Origin of the sequence: Sphingosinicella sp. (assembly GCF_052388015.1) — a bacterium.
GTDB lineage: Bacteria > Pseudomonadota > Alphaproteobacteria > Sphingomonadales > Sphingomonadaceae > Allosphingosinicella.
The window spans coordinates 1-18,905 of the sequence record NZ_JBQTIN010000020.1; the positions used below are offsets into that span (position 1 = coordinate 1).

The 18,905-nt window shown below is 67.0% G+C and carries 12 protein-coding genes; 4 read left to right on the plus strand and 8 right to left on the minus strand.

The features are described 5' to 3' along the window. The 3 genes from ACT4N3_RS01245 to ACT4N3_RS01255 all read right to left on the minus strand — a co-directional run. Positions 1-542: aldehyde dehydrogenase family protein (locus ACT4N3_RS01245; RefSeq protein WP_444853386.1), on the minus strand; the 542-nt coding region annotated here is incomplete at its 3' end. Beyond that, positions 542-925, minus strand: coding sequence for a cupin domain-containing protein (locus ACT4N3_RS01250; protein WP_444853387.1), 384 nt, complete (start codon positions 923-925; stop codon positions 542-544). The genes ACT4N3_RS01250 and ACT4N3_RS01245, both read right to left, overlap by 1 nt. After that, entirely contained in the window at positions 922-2,568 is a 1,647-nt protein-coding gene (locus ACT4N3_RS01255; protein ID WP_444853388.1) for an acetolactate synthase large subunit, read from the minus strand. Before ACT4N3_RS01255 ends, ACT4N3_RS01250 begins: the two co-directional genes overlap by 4 nt. A gap of 251 nt (positions 2,569-2,819) precedes the next feature. Between ACT4N3_RS01255 and ACT4N3_RS01260 the strand changes: the two genes are divergently transcribed. From ACT4N3_RS01260 to ACT4N3_RS01275, 4 genes are read left to right on the plus strand one after another with little or no spacing between them, the layout of a single operon-like run. Next, on the plus strand, positions 2,820-4,193 hold the full coding sequence (locus ACT4N3_RS01260; protein WP_444853389.1) for a multiheme c-type cytochrome: 1,374 nt from the start codon (positions 2,820-2,822) through the stop codon (positions 4,191-4,193). Further along, positions 4,190-6,163 carry a heme-binding protein gene (locus ACT4N3_RS01265; protein ID WP_444853390.1) on the plus strand — a complete coding sequence of 658 codons (1,974 nt, stop codon included), beginning with the start codon at positions 4,190-4,192 and terminating at the stop codon, positions 6,161-6,163. The genes ACT4N3_RS01260 and ACT4N3_RS01265 overlap by 4 nt, the downstream gene beginning before the upstream one ends. Beyond that, a complete protein-coding gene (locus ACT4N3_RS01270; RefSeq protein ID WP_444853391.1) occupies positions 6,160-8,106 on the plus strand; it encodes a hypothetical protein in 1,947 nt (648 codons plus the stop codon). The genes ACT4N3_RS01265 and ACT4N3_RS01270 overlap by 4 nt, the downstream gene beginning before the upstream one ends. A 1-nt stretch (position 8,107) precedes the next feature. After that, a complete protein-coding gene (locus ACT4N3_RS01275) occupies positions 8,108-12,361 on the plus strand; it encodes a hypothetical protein (RefSeq protein ID WP_444853392.1) in 4,254 nt (1,417 codons plus the stop codon). 24 nt (positions 12,362-12,385) lie between these two features. Here ACT4N3_RS01275 and ACT4N3_RS01280 read toward each other — a convergent pair whose 3' ends face one another. The 5 genes from ACT4N3_RS01280 to ACT4N3_RS01300 form a co-directional block, all read right to left on the minus strand. Continuing rightward, positions 12,386-12,640 carry a hypothetical protein gene (locus tag ACT4N3_RS01280; RefSeq protein WP_444853393.1) on the minus strand — a complete coding sequence of 85 codons (255 nt, stop codon included), beginning with the start codon at positions 12,638-12,640 and terminating at the stop codon, positions 12,386-12,388. Positions 12,641-12,769: 129 nt separating this feature from the next. Further along, positions 12,770-13,621 carry a phosphodiesterase gene (locus tag ACT4N3_RS01285; protein ID WP_444853394.1) on the minus strand — a complete coding sequence of 284 codons (852 nt, stop codon included), beginning with the start codon at positions 13,619-13,621 and terminating at the stop codon, positions 12,770-12,772. Positions 13,622-13,625: 4 nt separating this feature from the next. Next, positions 13,626-15,488, minus strand: coding sequence for a cytochrome c3 family protein (locus ACT4N3_RS01290; protein WP_444853395.1), 1,863 nt, complete (start codon positions 15,486-15,488; stop codon positions 13,626-13,628). 12 nt (positions 15,489-15,500) lie between these two features. Then, a complete protein-coding gene (locus ACT4N3_RS01295) occupies positions 15,501-16,376 on the minus strand; it encodes a hypothetical protein (protein ID WP_444853396.1) in 876 nt (291 codons plus the stop codon). 15 nt (positions 16,377-16,391) lie between these two features. Continuing rightward, complete coding sequence (locus ACT4N3_RS01300) at positions 16,392-18,830, minus strand: cyclic nucleotide-binding domain-containing protein (protein WP_444853397.1); 2,439 nt, start codon at positions 18,828-18,830, stop codon at positions 16,392-16,394. Positions 18,831-18,905 lie beyond the last annotated feature (75 nt).

Consider the following 18,905-nt stretch of genomic DNA (forward strand, 5'->3'; position numbering starts at 1 on the left):
GCCGGCTTCATCACGAACGGGCAGCCGACGGCGAGCGCCGGCGCGATCTTGTGGGCGGCAAGATTCAACGGAAAATTGAACGGCGAGATGAAGCTGCACGGCCCGATCGGCACCCGCTTCCAGATGCCCTGATAGCCTTTGGCGCGCGGCGAGATGTCGAGCGGCTGGACCTCGCCGGTCATCCGCACGCTCTCCTCGGCGGCGATCCGGAACGTGTCGATCAGCCTTGTGACCTCGCCCTCGCTGTCCTTGATCGGCTTCCCCGCCTCGACGCAGAGCGCGTAAGCGAGCTCGTCATACCGTTCCTTGAAGCGGTCGACGCAATGCTGGAGCACCGCCTGCCGCTCGTAGCTGGCCATCCGCGCCATCGGCTCGGCCGCCTCGACCGCGCCCTGGATGCCCTTGTCGATCGTCGCCGCATCGGCCTGCGCGCAGCGGAAGGCGACCTCGCCGGTATATTTGTCGGTGACCTCGAGGTCCGTGTTCGGCTGCTCCGCCTTGTTGTTGAGATAGAGCGGATAGACCTGCTTGAGCTTCACCATCATTCGGCTCCCTTGGCCGCATAATCGTCCGCGCCCATGAAGTGCAGCGAGACATAGGGCTCGTCGCCCACCACCCAGCTGTCGTGCCCCGGCGGGCCGGGCGGGATGTAGAACAGGTCGCCGGCGCGCATCTCATGGACGACGCCGTCCTCCATCGCCGCCGTCGCGCAGCCGGAGACGACCAGTCCGACATGCTCGACGTTGCAGCGCGCCAGGCCCATCGCCGCGCCGACATCCTCCGACCATTTCCAGCCGGGCAAATAGGTCGCCCGGCCGATCGTCATGCCGCCGATCCGGACCAGCTCGAACTTGCCCTTGGGAAACGTGCGCACCTCGTCGGGCGTCTCGAAGCGGCGCAGGATCGCGTCCGTCGCGCCAGTCATAGCTTCGCGCTCAACTCCTTGATCTCGTTGTTCAATATCCGGTCGTTGTCAGCATAGTCGATCGGGCAGTCGATCAGGTGCACGCCCGGCGTGTCGAGCGTGTACCGCAGCAGGCGCGGCAGATCGTCGGCGCTGTCGACGCGGTGGCCGTTGGCGCCATAGCTCTCGGCATATTTGACGAAATCGGGGTTGTTGAAGGTGAGGCCCCAATCCTTGAAGCCCATATTCGCCTGCTTCCAGCGGATCATGCCGTAGCTGTCGTCGCGCAGGATCAGGACGGTGATATTGAGGCCGAGCCGGACCGCGGTCTCCATCTCCTGGCTGTTCATCATGAAGCCGCCGTCGCCGCAAATCGCCATCACCTTGCGGTCGGGATAGACCATCGCCGAAGCCATCGCCGAGGGCAGGCCGGCGCCCATCGTCGCCAGCGCATTGTCGAGCAGCACGGTGTTCGGCTGGCGCGCCGGATAATTGCGGGCGAACCAGATCTTGTAGACGCCATTGTCCAGGCAAATGATGCCGTCCGCCGGCATCGCAGCGCGCACTTCCCTGACCAGACAGGAGGGCAGGATCGGGAAGCGACTGTCCCCGGCGAGCGTGGCGCTGTGCTTCAGCTCGGCCGCCCGCGCCGCCATCATCCTGTCGAAGTTCCAGCGGCCGGAGGGGACGATGTCCTCCTTCATCTGCCAGACAGCGTTGGCGATGTCGCCGATCACCTCGATCTGCGGGAAATAGACCGGATCGACCTCGGCCGAGCGGGTCGAGACGTGGATCACTTCGGTGCCGCCCTGCTTCATGAAGAAGGGCGGCTTCTCGATCACGTCATGGCCGACATTGACGATCAGGTCCGCCGCCTCGATCGCCTTGTGGACGAAATCGTTCGCCGACAGCGCCGCGCAGCCGAGGAACTTCGGGTTCGTCTCGTCGATCACGCCTTTGCCGAGCTGGGTGGTGACGAAGGGGGTGCCGGTCTTCTCGATGAACTGGAGTAGCATCCGGCCGGTCAGCTTGCGGTTGGCGCCGGCGCCGATGACGAGCACCGGCGCCTTCGCCTTCTCCAGCTTCTCGACGGCCGCCCGCACCGCCTTCGATTCTGCGGTGGGCCGGCGCGCGATGCTGCGCTTGATCGGCTTCGAATCCGTCTGCTCGTCGGCGACATCCTCGGGGAATTCAAGGTGCGTCGCCCCCGGCTTCTCCTCCTCCGCGAGCCGGAATGCCTCGCGGATGCGGCTCGGGATATTGTCGGCGCTGGCGAGCTGGTGGGTATATTTGGTGATCGGGTCCATCATCGCGACGACGTCGAGAATCTGGAAGCGGCCCTGCTTCGATTTCTTGATCGGCTTCTGCCCGGTCACCATCAGGATCGGCATCCCGCCCAATTGCGCATAAGCGGCCGCCGTGACGAAATTGGTCGCGCCCGGCCCGAGCGTCGCCATGCACACGCCGGTCTTGCCGGTGTGGCGGCCATAGGTCGCCGCCATGAAGCCCGCGCCCTGCTCGTGGCGGGTGAGGATGAGCCGGATCTGCTTCGACCGGCTCAGCGAATCGAGCATGTCGAGATTTTCCTCGCCCGGAACGCCGAAAATATATTCGACGCCCTCTTCCTCCAGGCACTGAACGAACAGGTCTGATGCTTTGGTCATCTCGGGCTCCGGCGGGCGGTGGACGCTGGCGACGGAGCCCACCGGCATGCGTCCGGCCTGCCCCCTCGATCGTCCGAGCCTATCGGGGATTGATCGCCCTGTCACCCGGCGCCGTCGCAGCCGTGCAACGACCGGCGGCAAACCGGGCTTTTCGGCGACCTTTGCCTGTTGCCAGCCGGACCGCTTTCAGCCATGCTTTCGGCCGGTCTTGAGGGCCGCCCGGGTGCGCAAAGGGGCGGCATGGAGGGCAGATGGGGGGCAGACGCTACATCGCCGCCGGGCTGGGTGCGACAGGCTTCATGGCCGCTCTCCTGCTCGTCCTTTTCCGACCGCTCGGTTCACCTGCCATCGCCCAGCAGAACAGCCCGACCTATGTCGGCGTCGCCACCTGCGGCGGCACGACCTGCCACGGCCGCAGCGAGGCCGACGGCCCCGTCGTCCGCCAGGACGAATTGATGATCTGGCAGGATCCGGCATCCCCGGCCGGCGCGCATAGCCGCGCTTATGCGATCTTGCGCGATCCGCGCAGCCAGATCATCGCGCAGCGGCTCGGCATCGGCCAGGCGTCGACCGCGCCCGAATGCCTCGGCTGCCACGCGACTCCGCCCGGACAGCGCGGCACGCGCTTCCTCACCACCGACGGTGTCGGCTGCGAATCCTGCCACGGCCCGGCTTCCGGCTGGCTGTCGAGCCATTATGCGGTCGGCGGCACCCATGCGAACAACGTGTCGCGCGGCCTCGTCCCGCTCGAAAATCCGCGCGTCCGGGCCGGCATCTGCCTCGACTGCCATTTCGGCAGCGCCGAGCAGAACCGCTTCGTCACCCACCGGATCATGGCCGCCGGCCATCCGCGCATCTCGTTCGAGCTGGACCTGTTCACCACGCTCCAGGCGCATCACCAGGACGACGACGACTACCGCCAGCGCAAGGGCCAGAGCAACGCGCTCCAGACCTGGGCGATCGGCCAGACGATGGCTCTGGAGCGCTCGCTGACCCTGTTCGCCTCGCCGTCGCGCGGCATCGAGGGCATGTTCCCCGAATTCTATTTCTTCGACTGCCACAGCTGCCACCGGCGGATCAGCGACGACACCAATTTCGTCCCGACCGCGATGCCGAACCCGGGGCGACCGATCCCGTCCGGCATGCCGCCCTACAATGACGAGAACATGATCATGCTCTCGGCCGCGGCGCGGGTGATCGCGCCGGGCGCCGGCCAGCGCTTCGACCGCGACGTGCGCGCCTTCCATCTTGCGATCGCGCGCGACCGCGTCTCGGCCGTCGCGGCCGCGGCGCGATTGCGCGAAAGCGCGCGGGCGCTGGCTGCCGCCTTCGCTTCGACCGCGATGGGCCGCGACCAGACCTTCGCGATCATCAACGCGATCACCAGCGAAGCGATCAGCCCGCGCTTCACCGATTATGCGGGCAGCGTGCAGGCGGTAATGGCGACCGACACTCTGCTCTCGTCGCTGGTCAACGACGGCACGGTCCCGGCCGCCAATGCGGCCCGCATCCGCGCCGACATCAACATCGCCTATCGCGCCGTGCGCGACCCCAATGCGTACAGTCCGGGTGAGTTCCGGGCGAGCCTCGGCCGGGCGGCCGCGGCGATCCGGAGGCTGAGGTGAGACATAAGACGTCGGTTGTCGCCATTGCCGCCTTGCTGACCGCCTCCTGCGGCGGAGGGGGCGGCGGGAGCGGTCCGGGGCCGCAACCGGAGCAACAGACACCGCCGCCGTCCGCCGCGACGCCCGTCTTCCAGACGCCGCAGCTGGTCGGGCTCAGCGTCGCCGACGTCCAGCAGATCATCGCCAACGGCGTCGCGGAGGCGCAGGCGCAGAACCAGCCCTCGGGCTTCGTCGTCATCGATCGGGTCGGCAACGTGCTGGCCGTCTTCGCGATGAACGGCGCGAACCTCACGCTGCGGACGCCGCCGGCACCGAACGGCGTGAACAGCGCCCTGCAGAATCTGACTCTGCCCGCCCCGGCGGCGCTTGCCGGCGGCATCTCGAAGGCGCTGACCTCATCCTATTTCTCGTCGGTCGGCGCGGCCTTCTCGACCCGGACCGCCAACGACATCCTGCAGGAGACGCTGCCGCCGTCCGCCGCCACCCGCGGCCTGGAGAGCGGCCCCCTGTTCAGCGTGCAGTTCAGCCAGCTGCCCTGCTCGGACGTCTCGTCGCAATTCCCGAACCGCGCCGGAACCCATCGCGGCCCGCTCGGCGCAGGCGCCGATCCCGGCTCCTTCCCGCTCTACCGCAACGGCACGGTGGTGGGCGCGGTCGCGGTGGTCGGCGACGGCGTCTACGGTTTCGACACCGAATATCGGGACAATGATCGCAACGTCGAAGAGGTCATCGCCCTCGCCGCCACGCGCGGCTTCGAGCCGCCGGCTGAGATCCGCGCCGATCGGGTGACGATCGACGGCTTCCTGCTGCGCTATTCGGACGCGACGCCGGCCGACTTCCGCAGCACCACGATCCAGCCCTTCGTGGCGATCAACGGCACCATCGGCAATCTGGTCAGCGTGCGCGGCTATTATGCGGCCGGCGGCGGCGTCCTTGCCGGCACGATCTACGGCACCGAGGCATCGGGCGTCCGTCCGGCGACGGCGCTGGAATACACCATCCCCGAGCTTTGGGTGGTGAGCGACGGCCTGGGCAACAACCGTTTCCCGCCGATCCCCGGCACGGACGGCGTCAATGCGCTGACTGCGGCCGAGGTGCGCGCAATGCTGGAGGAGGCTTTCCTCGTCCAGCGGCAAGCGCGCGCCCAGCTGCGCATCGAGCGGAACGGAGAGCCCGAAGCCCGCGCCCAGAACACAATCGCGGTGGTCGACACCAATGGCCAGATCCTGGGCCTGGTGCGCGGACCGGACGCGCTGCCCGACGCGATCGACGCGGTGCCGCAAAAGGCGCGCACCACGGTCTTCTTCTCGAGCCCGACCGCGGGCGCCTATCTCGCGGCCAATCCGCGCTCCGGCAATTATGTCGCCGCGGTTCGCACCTTCCTGGGCGACCCGGCGGCGCTGACCGGACAGACCGCTTTTTCGCTGCGCGCGATCGGCAACATCGCCCGGCCCTGGTTCCCGGACGGCCAGCTCGGCCAGCCGCCGGGCGCTCTCTCGGTGCCAATCGAGCAGTTCAGCATCTTCAACACCGGCCTCCAGGCACGGCTGATCGAGCAGGACATCCTCGATCATATCGGCTTCATCCTCGACCCGACGCTCACCGTTCCTGACGTGCCGCAGCGCTGCACCGGACCCGGATCGGCCATCGTGCCGGCAACGGGGCGCAACCGGATCAACAACGGCATCACCCTGTTCGCCGGCGGGGTGCCCATCTATCGCAACGGCGTGCTGGTCGGCGCGATCGCCGCGTCGGGCGACGGCAACGACCAAAGCGACATGATCGCGTTCCTGGGTCTGCACAATGCCGGCATCCGGCTGGGCGGGGCGATCGGCAACGCGCCGGTCGCGATCCGGTCCGACCGGATCAACGTGCCGCTGCAGCAGGGATCGTCGAACCTGCGCTACATCCGCTGCCCGTTCGCGCCGTTCGTCGGGACGCAAGACCAGAATGTGTGCGACGGAAAATGAGCGTCGCGGCCATCCTCGTCTCGCTCGTGACGAGCACCGGCCAGGCGATCGCCGCACCGCCGCCGGCCGCGCCCATCCAGTTCGCCGCCCTCGATGATCCGCCGGCCGCGACTGCGCAGGGCCCGCCCGGGCCGCCGGTTAACGAACGGACCGAGCCGCCGCCGACGCCGGTCGAGCAGGAGCTGATCGAGGGCCGCCGCCGGCCCGACATCCAGCGCGAGCTGGAGGACCCGGTCAACCAGGTGAACCCCGGCGCGATCCGTTCGCCGCCGCCCGAGGCGTTCCCGGCCGACCATATTCCGATCCCGGACCGCTGGCGGCTGATCCAGTCGCTGGGCATCGTCCGCGAGCGCTGGTGGGACCCCTATAACCAGAACACGCTGAAGGGCGACCGGCCGCTCTGCGTCAACACGGACGAGGAACAGGCGCGCCGGCGAGAGGCGGGCATCCCACGCTGCCTCACGCCGCGTTTCCTCAACAGCCCGAATTGGTTCCTCGCCGCCAGCGCGATCTCGGACACCGTCGTCGAGCAGCGCAGCTTCCCGATCCCGGGCGGCGAGCAGAATACCGACCGGCCGGACAGCCTTGGCGTCTTCGGCCGCAATGACAGCCTGGTCCTGGCCCAGACCTTCATCTTCGGCGCCTCGCTGATCCAGGGCTCCACCGCCTATATGCCGCCCGATTGGGAGTGGCGCGCGATCTTCGCCGTCCAGGCCAGTTATGTCGACGTGCCGGAACGGCGCGTGCTCGACGTGCAGCCGACCGAAGGCTCGGACCGGTTCGATTATGCGTTCGGCGTTCAGGAGGCGTTCGTCGATTATCACATCAGGAACACCTCCTATCGCTACGATTTCTACTCGATCCGGGTCGGCATCCAGCCGTTCAACCTCGATTTCCGCGGCTTCCTGTTCCAGGATTCGAACCTCGGCATCCGGCTGTTCGGCAATCGCGACAACAATCGCTGGCAGTTCAATCTCGCCGCGATCTGGCGGCTCGAGAAGGACACCAATTCCGGCCTCAACAATATCCTCCAGACGCCGCGGCGCGACTGGGTGTTGCACGCCAACGTCTATCGCCAGGATTTCCCGCTTGTCGGCCTGACCAGCGAATTGAGCCTGACCTGGAACATCAACCGCGAGCGGAACGATATCGAGGTCGACGATAACGGCTTCCCGGTCCGTCCGGCGCTGATCGGCAACCTCCAGAATCGCAATTACGACGCCTTCTACATCGGCTACAACGCGGACGGTCGCATCGGCCGCGTGAACATCTCCGCCTCCGCTTATGGCGTCTTCGGATCGGACCGGAACAACATCTTCACCGGCCAACGGGCCCGGATCGAAGGCTTTTTCGCCGCCGTCGAGCCTTCCTACGACGCGAACTGGGTTCGCCTGCGCGGCGCGGCCCTGTTCGCGAGCGGCGACGACCGCCCGTTCGACAATGTCCAGCGCGGCTTCGATGCGATCATCGAGAACCCGATCTTCGCCGGCGCCGACACCAGCTACTGGATCCGCCAGTCCATCCCGTTCGCCGGCGGTGGCCGCGCGGTCAATCTCGACCAGCGCAACGGGATCCTCAACAATTTGCGCTCGTCCAAGGATCAGGGCCAGTCCAACTTCGTCAATCCGGGCACAATGCTCCTGGGCGTCGGCGCGGATTTCGACATCACGCCAGCGGTGCGCGTGTCGGCCAACGTCAACCACCTCTGGTTTCACCGCACCGGCACGCTGGAGGTGCTGCGCCAGCAGACCCCGATCCGCCGCGACATCGGCTGGGATGTGTCGGCGGCTTTGATCTGGCGGCCGAGCTTCGTCCAGAACGTTGTCTTCCGGGCCTCGGCGGCGATCCTGCAACCCGGCGACGGTTTCCGTGACCTGTTCGCCAACGTGGAGAATGACCGCCAATATTATTCCGTCCTGCTCAACGCGATCCTGACCTATTGAGATGGCGCTGACCCTCGCCAGCTTCGCGAAACGCACCCTGATCGTCGCAGCGATCGTCGGCAGCGCGATGCTCGGCACGTCGCAGCTCGGCGCGGCCGAGAAGGAAAAGCCGATCGTGCGCGATTACAGCCTGGTGCGCGCGGCGCCGGCGCCGCGCACGCAGGACTGGGGCGAGGCCGAGCAAAAGAGCGCCGGTTGCCAAACCTGCCACACCCAGAGCGACGCGCACACAATGCATCGATCGCCGGCGGTTGTGCTCGGCTGCACCGATTGCCATGGCGGCAACCCGACGGTGACCGCGCCGGCCGGATCGACGGCGGAATCGCATGCCGATCCGGCCTATGTCGGGGCACGCGAGCGGGCGCATGTGCTGCCGCGCTACCCGATAGCCTGGCACTATCCCTCGTCGGCCAATCCGCGCCGGACCTATACTTTGCTCAATATCGAGGCGCCGGAATATGTGCGCTTCATCAACCCGTCCGACTATCGCGCGGTGCGCGATTCCTGCGGCGCCTGCCATATCGAGATCATCGAGGCGGCCGAGCGCTCGCTGATGGCGACCGGCGCGATGCTGTGGGGCGGCGCATCCTACAATAACGGCATCCTGCCGTTCAAAAACTATCTGCTGGGCGAGGCTTATACCCGGGACGGCGAGCCGGCCCGCATCCAGTCTCCGGTCGGCGCCGCGCTGAGCGAGGCGCAACGCGCGCGCGGCGTGCTCGCCGAGCTCTATCCGCTGCCAACCTGGCATGTGGTGCCACCGGGCGACGTCTTCCGTGTCTTCGAGCGCGGCGGCCGCAACATCAACACCCAGTTCGCCGAGGTCGGCCTGCCCAACCCGACCGGGATCATCCAGCGGCTCGAAGAGCCGGGCCGGCCCGACATCCGCCAGTCCAATCGCGGCCCCGGCACCGGCCTTCGCGTCTCGATCCCGGTGCTCAACGTCCACAAGACGCGGCTCAACGATCCCTTCATGTGGTTCATGGGCACCAACGACCAGCCAGGCGACTATCGCCATTCCGGCTGCGCCGGCTGCCATGTCGTCTACGCCAACGACCGCGAGCCCAGGCACAGCCTGACCTATGCCCGCTTCGGCCGCGACGGCCAGACCGGCACGATCGACCCCACCATCTCCCGCCTCACCGACCGCGAAGGCCATGGCTCTACGGGCGGCGAAGCGGCGGCGGGCGGCAATACTCAGGCGCCGGCGACCGAGGGGACCGCTCAACCAGAGCCAACACCGGGCGGCGGAGACGAGCCGCGCCGCGCCGCTCCCGCCGACGCCAACCACCGCGCCGTGCGCGAACGCGGCCATCCGATCCGCCACGTCTTCAGCCGGGCGATCCCGACCTCGCAGTGCATGATCTGCCACATGCACCAGCCGAACATCTTCCTGAATTCCTATCTCGGCTACACGATGTGGGACTATGAGTCCGACGCCGATCTGATGTGGCCGGGGCCGGAAAACCGGCTGCCGGCGCGCAACGCGGAAGAGGAGCAGCGCTTCCGCAACCAGCGCTACGTCGGCCAGGAGGAGATGCACAACATCCTCGACCGCAACCCGGAGGGCGCGGCGGTGCGCGGCCTGTGGGCCGATCCCGAGTTCCTGCGCGAGGTCTATGACCGGGTGAACCCGCTCGCCCGCCACACCCAGTTCGCCGACTATCACGGCCATGGCTGGAACTTCCGCGCCATCCTGCGCCGCGACCGCGAGGGCAATCTGGTCGACGCGGAAGGACAGCCCATCCCGCCGGACGATCCCGACACCTTCCGCCGCGAGGGCGAGGGGCTGTTCGTGCCCGTGGGCGTCAATCCCGGCCGATCGGTCCATATGATGGACATCCACGCCGAGCGCGGCCTGCAATGCGCCGACTGCCATTTCGCGCAGGACTCACACGGCAACGGCTTCATCTATGGCGAGGTGGCGAACGCGATCGAGATCGGCTGCCGCGACTGCCACGGCTCGTCACAGGCCTATGCGAACCTGCGCACCTCGGGGCCGGCCGCGCCGCCCAACGGCACCAATCTGGAGCTGATCCGCAACGAGGACGGCCGCCGCCGCTTCGAATGGATCGAGCGGGACGGCCGGCGCGTCCTGATCCAGCGCTCGATCGTCGATCCGAACCTCGAATGGGAGGTGAGCCAGGTCCGCGACAGCACCGATGCCAGCCTGCCGCCCTGCGAAGCGCGGGGCGACCAGGCGACGCCGGGGCCCTGCTTCAACATCCGCTCGGCGCGGGCCAAATTGATGTCGCGCACCGGCGCGGAGACCGGCCGCTACGTGTTCGGCGCCGGCGTGCCGCAGAACGAGCTCGCCCATCCCGACAATGAGATGGCCTGTTTCACCTGCCACCTCAGCTGGACGACGAGCTGCGCCGGCTGCCACCTGCCGATCGAGGCCAACAACCGCACTTCGATCCACCATTATGAGGGCGAGGAAACGCGCAACTTCGCGACCTACAACCCGCAGGTCGCGCGCGACGACATGTTCCAGCTCGGCCGTCACCAGACGACCAAGGACAATATCATCGCGCCGATCCGCTCGACCTCGGCGCTCGTCCTCTCATCGACCAACGTCAGCCGCGAACGAATCTACGTCCAGCAACCGCCGATCGCCGCCTCGGGCTTTTCGAGCCAGGCCTTCGCGCCGCACTTCCCGCACACCGTGCGGCGGACGGAGACGAAGACCTGCACCGACTGCCATGTCGCTCAGGCGAACGACAACAATGCGATCATGGCGCAGCTGCTGCTGCACGGCACCAATTTCGTGAACTTTGTCGGCATGCACGCCTGGACCGGCATGCAGTCCGGCTTCCAGGCGACGCGCGTCACCGAATGGGACGAGCCGCAGGCGGTGATCGGCTCCTACCTCCACCGCTTCGCTTATCCCGATTATTACCGGATGCACGTCAACCAGAACCGGCGCGAGCTGATCAACTGGACGCGCGGCCGGACCTTCGACCGCGGCTTTACCGGCGAGACGCGGCCGCTCGAGGAGTTCGCGAACATCGTCCAGGGCACGCCGGACGCGGTCCGCTGCTTGCAGGCGCGCGGCGAATATATGTTCCTGGCCCAGGGCCGCGGCGGATTCATGGTCTACGACATCGCCTCGATCGGCAACAAGGGCCTCTCCGAGCGCATCCTGACCGGGCCCTTCTCTCCACTCGGCCACGACACGCGGGTGAGCTCGCGCAACGCGACCTGCGTGGCGCTGCCGACCAACCAGCCGATCCGGCCCGACCGCAACGATGCGATGGCGAACACCGCCCGGCCGCAGCCCGACGGCTCGACGGTCAGCCTGCTCGAGGAGAATCAGGAGCAGCGCTTCCATGCGATCTACAATTATGCGGTGGTGACCGATTCCGAGGAGGGCATGTACCTCGTCAACGTCAACACGATGGCGGACGGCGAGCCCAGGAACAATTTCCTCCGCCGCGCCGTGACCTGGAACGAGAACGGGGTGCTCGCCGGCGCCAGGCACGTCACCCTCGCCGGCCATTACGCTTATGTCATCGCCAATGCCGGGCTGGTCGTCGTCGATCTCGACAACCCGCTGCAGCCGCGGCTGGTGACGACGGTGCCGCTCAACGACGGCCGCGCCTCGGCGCTCCAGTTCCGCTACCTGTGGGTGACCAGCGCCGACGGCCTGCAATTGTTCGACGTCACCAATATGGAAACCCCCACCGCGGTGGCGGGCGCGACCGTGCCGCTCGCCGACGCCCGCCGCGTCTATCTCGCCCGCACCTACGCCTATGTCGCCGCTGGCGCCGACGGTCTCGTGATCGTCAACATCACCCGGCCGACCCAGCCCTCGATCTTCTGGCGAGTGACCGACGAAAATCGCGCGGCGGTGTGGAACGGCCAGACGCCGGACACGCAAGACGTGACCGTGGCTTCGACCAACGCCTCGCTCTTCGCTTATGTCGCCGACGGGCGGAACGGCGTCAGGGTGCTCCAGCTCACCTCGCCGGAAAGTCAGCGCGCCTTCTACGGCTTCAGCCCAAGGCCGGTGCCGCAATTGATCGCCTGGGCCCGCACCCCCTCGCCTGCGCTGGCGATGTCGAAGGGCCTCGACCGCGACCGCGCGGTGGACGAGACCGGCGGCCAGATCGCCGTTTTCGGGCGCCTCGGCTCACGGCCGTTCAATCGGACCGAGATGCAGCGCATGTATTTGAACAGCCGCGGCCTGCCCTACCAGGTGCAGGACACGGGAACGATGGACGACTGGATCGGCCCGAGGATGGCGGCCCGTTAGCGACGGCGCGCCGCGACAACGACCTCAATCGTCGTTGAAGCGATCACGATAACGGCGGCGCTGGCGGTCGCGATGCCAGCGGCGGCGATCGTCGCGATAGACCCGCCGCTGGACGGTGCGTTCACAATAGCCGTTGTCGCAATAGGTATCGACGATCCGCTCGCGAACGACACCATTGTTGGACGAGCTGTTTGAGCTCGTGTTCGACGACTGGCTCTCCGCTTGGGCCGTGCCGGCGACCAGGCCGGCGCCGACGGCCAGTACAAGCTTGATACGCATGGCCTTTCTCCTTCGCAGGCAGGATCGGCCGGCGCGGCGGAACTCGCGATGAACGAAATGTCGAGCGTCGCGGCGCCGCCATCCTTCATCCCGAAGTGGGCCCGGCTCGCCGTTTCGGGCCTGGTGGACTTACCCCTTCTTTTCCGCCTTCAGCATCCTGACCAGCGGCTGGAGGTCGGGCGTGAAGCTGGCCAGCACTTCGTCATCCTCGGCGGTGACGAGGTGGCTGATCAGGTTGCGGCCATTCCACCAGTGAAGCGCGAAATAGGGATGGTCGGCGATGATCATCGGCCGGCCGTCCGGCGCCTCAGGATTGATCGGGGTGAGATCGAGCGCGACTTGCGGGGCAGTGGAGGGGCAGACGAACAGGCTGTGGCCGGCGAACATCGTGGTGATCGGCCGGTGGACATGACCGGAGATGAGGCCAACGATGTTGCGCCGGCCCATGAGCACATCGTGCAACCGTGCGATCCACTCCGCGTCCGGCGCCTCGGTCAGCCAGTCGATGCCGGTGTCGATCGGCGGATGGTGCAACGCGACCAAGGTCGGCCGCTCAGGCGCCGCGTCGAGGCGCGCCGTCAGCCAGGCGGCGCGCGCCTCGCAGAAGGCGCCGCCGTGCCGCCCCTCCTCCAGCGTGTCGAGCATCAATATGCGTAACGGCCCGACGTCGATCTCATATTGGATGAAGCCGTCCGCCGTCCCGGTTTCCGGAAAGCGGGCGAGGAATGGCGCACGACTGTCATGGTTGCCCATCATCGGCCAGGCGGGGAACGGGAGCACGCCGATCGCCTCGGCATAGCGCTCGTAGGAGATGCCATCGTCGCCATTGTCGGCGATGTCGCCGGTGACGAGCAGCAGATCCGGCGTCGGATGGAGCACGCAGAGCGCCGCCAGCGCACGATCCAGCCGCTGGCGGTTGAACTCGTCGGGATCGTCGGGATCGAATCCCAGATGGAGATCGGTGATCTGGGCGATCAGCATCCGGTCATCGCGTTCTGGGAGCCGCCGATTGCTGGGGCGTGGCCCGGACCCCCGTCGTCGTCCAGCGCCGGCCGCGCACCTGCTGGCGGAGCAGCTGCGACGGGACGCCCTCGTCCATATGGTAATCGTGGCACATCGCGCAGCTCGACGGCACCGGCAGGCTGGTCGTCTCGCCGCCATGGCAATCGCGGCAGCTGGCGACATTGGGGATCATCAGATCGGTCGCATCGCTCGACGCGTTCGCTGTGTGGCAGCTCAGGCAGGCCTGCGATCCGCTGATCATCGCATGGCCCGGCCGCTGCGCATTCTGGTGCGGCCGGTGATCGAACCAGCCGTGCAGCATGTACCGCACCGGGAAGGCGACCGGCCGGATGCGATAGTCGAAGCCGGCAGCCGGCACCTGCACCTGGTGGCACTCGCCGCAGGCGCCGTCCGGCGTGAACGCCTGGCGCACCGATGCGATCGCGCGCGGAGTCGCGGTCGAGCGGGCCTGGGCGAACTGGATCGCGGCGCGGATCTGGTTGACGTCGCCCGGCCGGGTGCGCGGTCCGCCGCCGAGGTCGGCCGGCGCGCGATTGCCACGCGCGAAGGAGAGGATGTCGGCGACCACCTGCCTGGGCTCGCCATGGCGCAGGGTACGGACGACCCCGCCGATCGTCTCGAAGGCGAGGCTGTGGCACATGCCGCAATCCGCCTCCATGTCGACCGGCTGGAAGCGCGTCCCGTCCGGCGTCGGCGTGTGGCAGTCGCGGCATTCGAGCTGCTGGCCGAAGCCGTTTTGTGCGCTTAGCCGCCGGCCCATCTGCGCGACCCCCCCGGTCGGGTTGAGATGGAGCGCATGGGGAAAGCGCAGGTTGCTCATCTCGCGTGGGTTGCGGTCGAGCGAGGTGCGCTGGGTGACCGGCGTGTCGCCGTCCCAGCGGACCAGCACCGACGGCTGGAATTGCGGGTGCCGCGTCTCGAAGTTCGAGGCATCGCCGAGCCGCGTGTTCGGCAAGCGGGCGTCGAGATCGGTATGGCAATCGGAGCAGAATTGCTGCGCCGTCGGCAGCATCTGCGCCGCCCCTTCATGCTCGGTATGGCAATCGACGCAGCGGCCCGGCGTCTGGCCGAAGACATTGGCGACGGCTCGCTGGAAGCTGGCCCACGCGCCGAGCTGCGGCCCCGCCTGCTGCATCCGGGCCTGGTCGGCATGGTCATGCACCTGCGTGTGGCAGGAGGTGCAGGAGGTGTCGCGAACGGATTCAAACGGTCGCGCATGGCAGGCGGTGCAATTGTTCTCGAGGCTGGCATGGCCGCGCGACAGCGGGCCGCTGCTCCACAATTGGTCCGCGTGATAGCTGGCCGCGACCTGTGCCGGATCGCCGCTCCGCTGCGACCAGTAGGACCAGATCGGCCAGGCGAGGAACAGGCCGAACACGACCATGGCGAGCGACCAGGCCAAAGTGCGCTTGCCCGGCAGGGTCGTCGCCAGCGCGAAGCGGCGGGTATCGAACTTCTCCTCGTCCGCATCCGTATCGGCGCGGGCGACGTCGATCGCGACGTCCTCCGATCCCATCTCGGCGGCGAGAAGGCGCAACAGGAAGGGGCCGACCTTGATCGTGCCGCCGGTCGTGGTGCTGATCTGACCGCCCTGGGTGGTGATCCCATCGATCTCGACGCTCAGCCCGGCCTCGGCCGAGACGCCGATCTGCGTGGCCGAAATCTGCTCCAGCGTCGCATGGTGGAGCGCGACGGCGAGATCGTTGAGGACGATGTCGTTGCCGGGGTCGCGGCCGACCTTGATCAGATCGTCCCGCACCCGCGAGGTGCGCACGATCTCGCGCCCTTCGGCGCTGAGGCTGATATTCCGAAGCAGGAATGCCATGCCCGCCGCCCCCTACCAGTAGAAGAACACGCTGATGATGTGCGCGAACAAAGCCGCGATCAACACGAAGGTGAGCGGCACGTGGACGAACAGCCACACCTCCAGCAATCCGCGCCGCTGGATGTAGCCGCGCAGCCGGGACAGCGCCGCCGCCTTCTTCTCCAGCAGCTCGACGACCTGCTCGACCGCGGGCTGCTGCTTGACCTCCACTTCCTCCAGCCGCTCGCGCATGAAGGCGAGCGCGGCACGGTTGGGGTCGTTCGGATAATTGCCGGTCAGCCGCCGCCAGGCGCTGCCGCCGAACGGATCCTGGCCGAGCGAACCGATCACGACAGCGCTGTCGGAATCCGACAATGGCTGGGCGGCGTGCTGGAGCTGCTTGTCGAGCTGGCTCACCGCGTTGATCATCTGCGGCCCGGTCATCTCCGAGCGGCTGTCGCTGAGGCCCTGTGGCAGGATCGCATAGACCGATATGCCATAGATGCCGGAGACGATGACCAGCATCATCAGCACCCAGGCGAGGGTGTGAACATTCCAACCAAGCTGGAAGCCGGTGTGCAGCGTGCCGATGACGATCAGCGCGAGGCCGAGATAGACATGGGCGGAGGTCCAGGCCTTGAGCGACCAGCGACCGCGGGTCATCGCGCGCTTGCGGATACCGAGCAAGGCCAGCCAGACGATCAGGCCGGCGCCGATCGTCCCCAAAGTGTAACCGAGCCAGGAGCCGCCATTGTGGCGCGGCTGAACGTCGACGAGCAGATAGATGAGCAGGCTGACAAGGCTGATGACGGCGGCGATCTTGAACCAGCGGAAGCGCTGATAGCGCAGGAAGCTCTCATGCGCCGCCGCGTCGCTGAGCACGCCTTTGTCGATCCCCCTCGTCGCCACCTTTTGCCCCCTAGCTCAGCTGTCTTGCCCCATCTTCGCCACGGTCAGGAACTCTTCCGGCGAGACGCGGATCGCCGCGCCCGTGGGGCACGCTCGCACACAAGCGGGGCCCCCGTCTATCCCCGAACACATATCACATTTGATCGCCTTTTTGGGCGTTTCGGAGCTGACCCGCCCTTCCGTCCATTCCTTGTCCGGCTCGCCCGGTCCGGGCCCCGATCCAAAGAACAGCCATTTCAACAGGCTAGGCTTCTTGGGCGGCGGCTTGGCCATGCGGATCACGCCATAGGGGCAGTTGCGCTGGCAATTGCCGCAGCCGATGCAGGTGTCGTTGATATAGACCTCGCCGTCCGGCCCGCGGTTGATCGCGAGCGGCGGGCAATCGGCCATGCAATGAGGATGCTCGCAATGCCGGCAGCTCGTCGGCACGTGGAGGTGGGCGTAGGTCCGACCCGCCTCGCGGTCGAGCCGGGACAGGCCCTCGTGGCTGTCGGCGCAGGCCCGCTCGCAATTGTCGCAGCCGATGCACAATTTCTCGTCGATGAGCAGCACGTCGGTCGCCTCGCCGATGCCCTCCTCGACGAGAAAGCCGGCGACCGAGGAATACATGTCGACCGCGCCGCCGAAGCTATTCTTCTTCGCCTCGACATAGGAATTGAGCTGGGTGCGCGAGGACATGTCCTGCTTGAAGCGGCTGAGCAGATCGGGCTTGCTGGTGAGCAGCGCGCGAAAGGCGTCGCCATTGAGCTTGATGACCTCGGACTTGATCGCGGCGCGGACCGTCGCGGTGCGCCGGCCGCCGTCGATCAATGCCATCTCGCCGACATAGGAGCCGGCCGGGAGATAAGAGAGGAACACCGGTTTGCCGCCGATGCTCTTCTCGACCACCATCGAGCCCTGGCGGATGACGAAGATGTCGTAGCCCTCGCCGCCCTCCTCGATGATCGTCTGGCCGGCCCGCACGCCCTGAATCTCGGCGCTCGCCAGCACGTCCTTGAGGTCGTCGGGGGTCGTGCCGGGAAAGAGCTGGAGCAGTTGGCGCTCGGTGGCGATCCGGGTGATCTCGTTCTTGGCGAAGGTGTTGGTCGCCATCAGCTTGAGCGCCGGCGTACGCGGGATCTCGACCACGATCGAGCCCTGGGCGGCGCGCACCGTGGCGCTGCGCTTGCGGCCCGAGATCAGGCCGACTTCGCCGACGATCGTGCCTTGCGGGATCGGCACGGTCCGGGACGGATCGTTGGGGTCGATCTCGACGGCGAGCGAGCCGTCGGCGATCGCGAACAAGGACGCGCCGGGATCGTTGCGCTCGAAGATCACCTCGCCCTCGCGATAGGCGATCGGCTCCGAATCGAGCATGAACTCGCGCATCTGAAGCATCGACAGGTCGTTGAGCACCCCGACCCGGCGGCGCATGAAGGCGAGCCATTCGGTGACACTGCGCGCGCCTGGGAGGTTGGCGAACTTCTTTTCCAGGATCGGCTCGTCGGCGGGCTTCAATTCGACGTTGCCGTTGATGAACTCGACGACGTCATAGCCCTGGTTCATGCAATGCTTGATCAGCGGATAGCCGGCCAAGGCGCCGATCACATAGATGCCGGGGACCGAGGTTTCGAACTGCGGCGACAAGGACGGATAGGCATTCTTGTCCTCGCTCGAGAAGGCGATGCCGCAATCCTCGACGAACTTGCGCGGCGGCGAGGTTCCCATGCGGGCGATGATCCGGTCGCACTTGATCTTCTTCTCGCCGTCGCGGGTTTCGAGAAACAGGAAGCCGGGGACGACCTTGGTCGGGGTCGTCTCGCACATGATGTTGACCCGGCCCTTGGCGCCCGCCTCGTTGAGCAGATCGACATTGGCCTGCTTGGCGCGGGCGAATTCGGGGCTGCGATTGAGAATGGTGACGGTGTTGTTCTGCGCCGGATCGGCAGCGAGGCCGAGCGCATTCTCGATCCCGGCGTCGCCCGATCCGATGACGGTGATATGCTCGTCGAAATATTCGCCGGGGTCGTCGAGCTGATACTGGATGTGCGGCAGATCGCCGCCGTCGCAGCGCATCTTGTTGGGATTGCCCTGGGTGCCGACGCCGAGGATGACGAACTCGGCCTTCACCTCCTCGCCGTTGGTCAGCGCCAGCGTGAAATCGCCCTTCTGCCCGGTGATCTTCTTCACATCGGCATTCATGCGGACGTTGACCTTCCGCTCCGCCGCCTGCTGGTCCCAGACGCCGAGGACCGCCTCGCGCTTGCCGGCCTCGAACTCCATGTCCGAGCGCAGCACGAGCTGGCTCGGCGTCGCCATCACATGCTTGCCCTTCTGATATTTGTAGATCGTGTCGGACAGGTGATCGGTCTTTTCGAGCAGCACATGGCTGAGGCCGAGCTGTGCGGCGCGGCCCGCGGCGCTGAGGCCAGCCGGACCCGACCCGACGACGGCAATCTTGAACACGGACGACAAAAGCCTGCTACTCCCAGCCTCGGTCTACCAGCTTCGTCACTCCGCGCCCAGACTTGACGGCGCGTTTTTTGCCGC

Excerpts from the sequence above, each read along its gene's own strand:
- ACT4N3_RS01255 (WP_444853388.1), bottom strand. The coding sequence starts at position 2,568 with ATGACCAAAGCATCAGACCTGTTCGTTCAGTGCCTGGAGGAAGAGGGC.
- ACT4N3_RS01290 (WP_444853395.1), bottom strand. The coding sequence starts at position 15,488 with ATGGCATTCCTGCTTCGGAATATCAGCCTCAGCGCCGAAGGGCGCGAG.
- ACT4N3_RS01260 (WP_444853389.1), top strand. The coding sequence starts at position 2,820 with ATGGGGGGCAGACGCTACATCGCCGCCGGGCTGGGTGCGACAGGCTTC.
- ACT4N3_RS01280 (WP_444853393.1), bottom strand. The coding sequence starts at position 12,640 with ATGCGTATCAAGCTTGTACTGGCCGTCGGCGCCGGCCTGGTCGCCGGC.
- ACT4N3_RS01285 (WP_444853394.1), bottom strand. The coding sequence starts at position 13,621 with ATGCTGATCGCCCAGATCACCGATCTCCATCTGGGATTCGATCCCGAC.
- ACT4N3_RS01275 (WP_444853392.1), top strand. The coding sequence starts at position 8,108 with ATGGCGCTGACCCTCGCCAGCTTCGCGAAACGCACCCTGATCGTCGCA.
- ACT4N3_RS01250 (WP_444853387.1), bottom strand. The coding sequence starts at position 925 with ATGACTGGCGCGACGGACGCGATCCTGCGCCGCTTCGAGACGCCCGAC.
- ACT4N3_RS01270 (WP_444853391.1), top strand. The coding sequence starts at position 6,160 with ATGAGCGTCGCGGCCATCCTCGTCTCGCTCGTGACGAGCACCGGCCAG.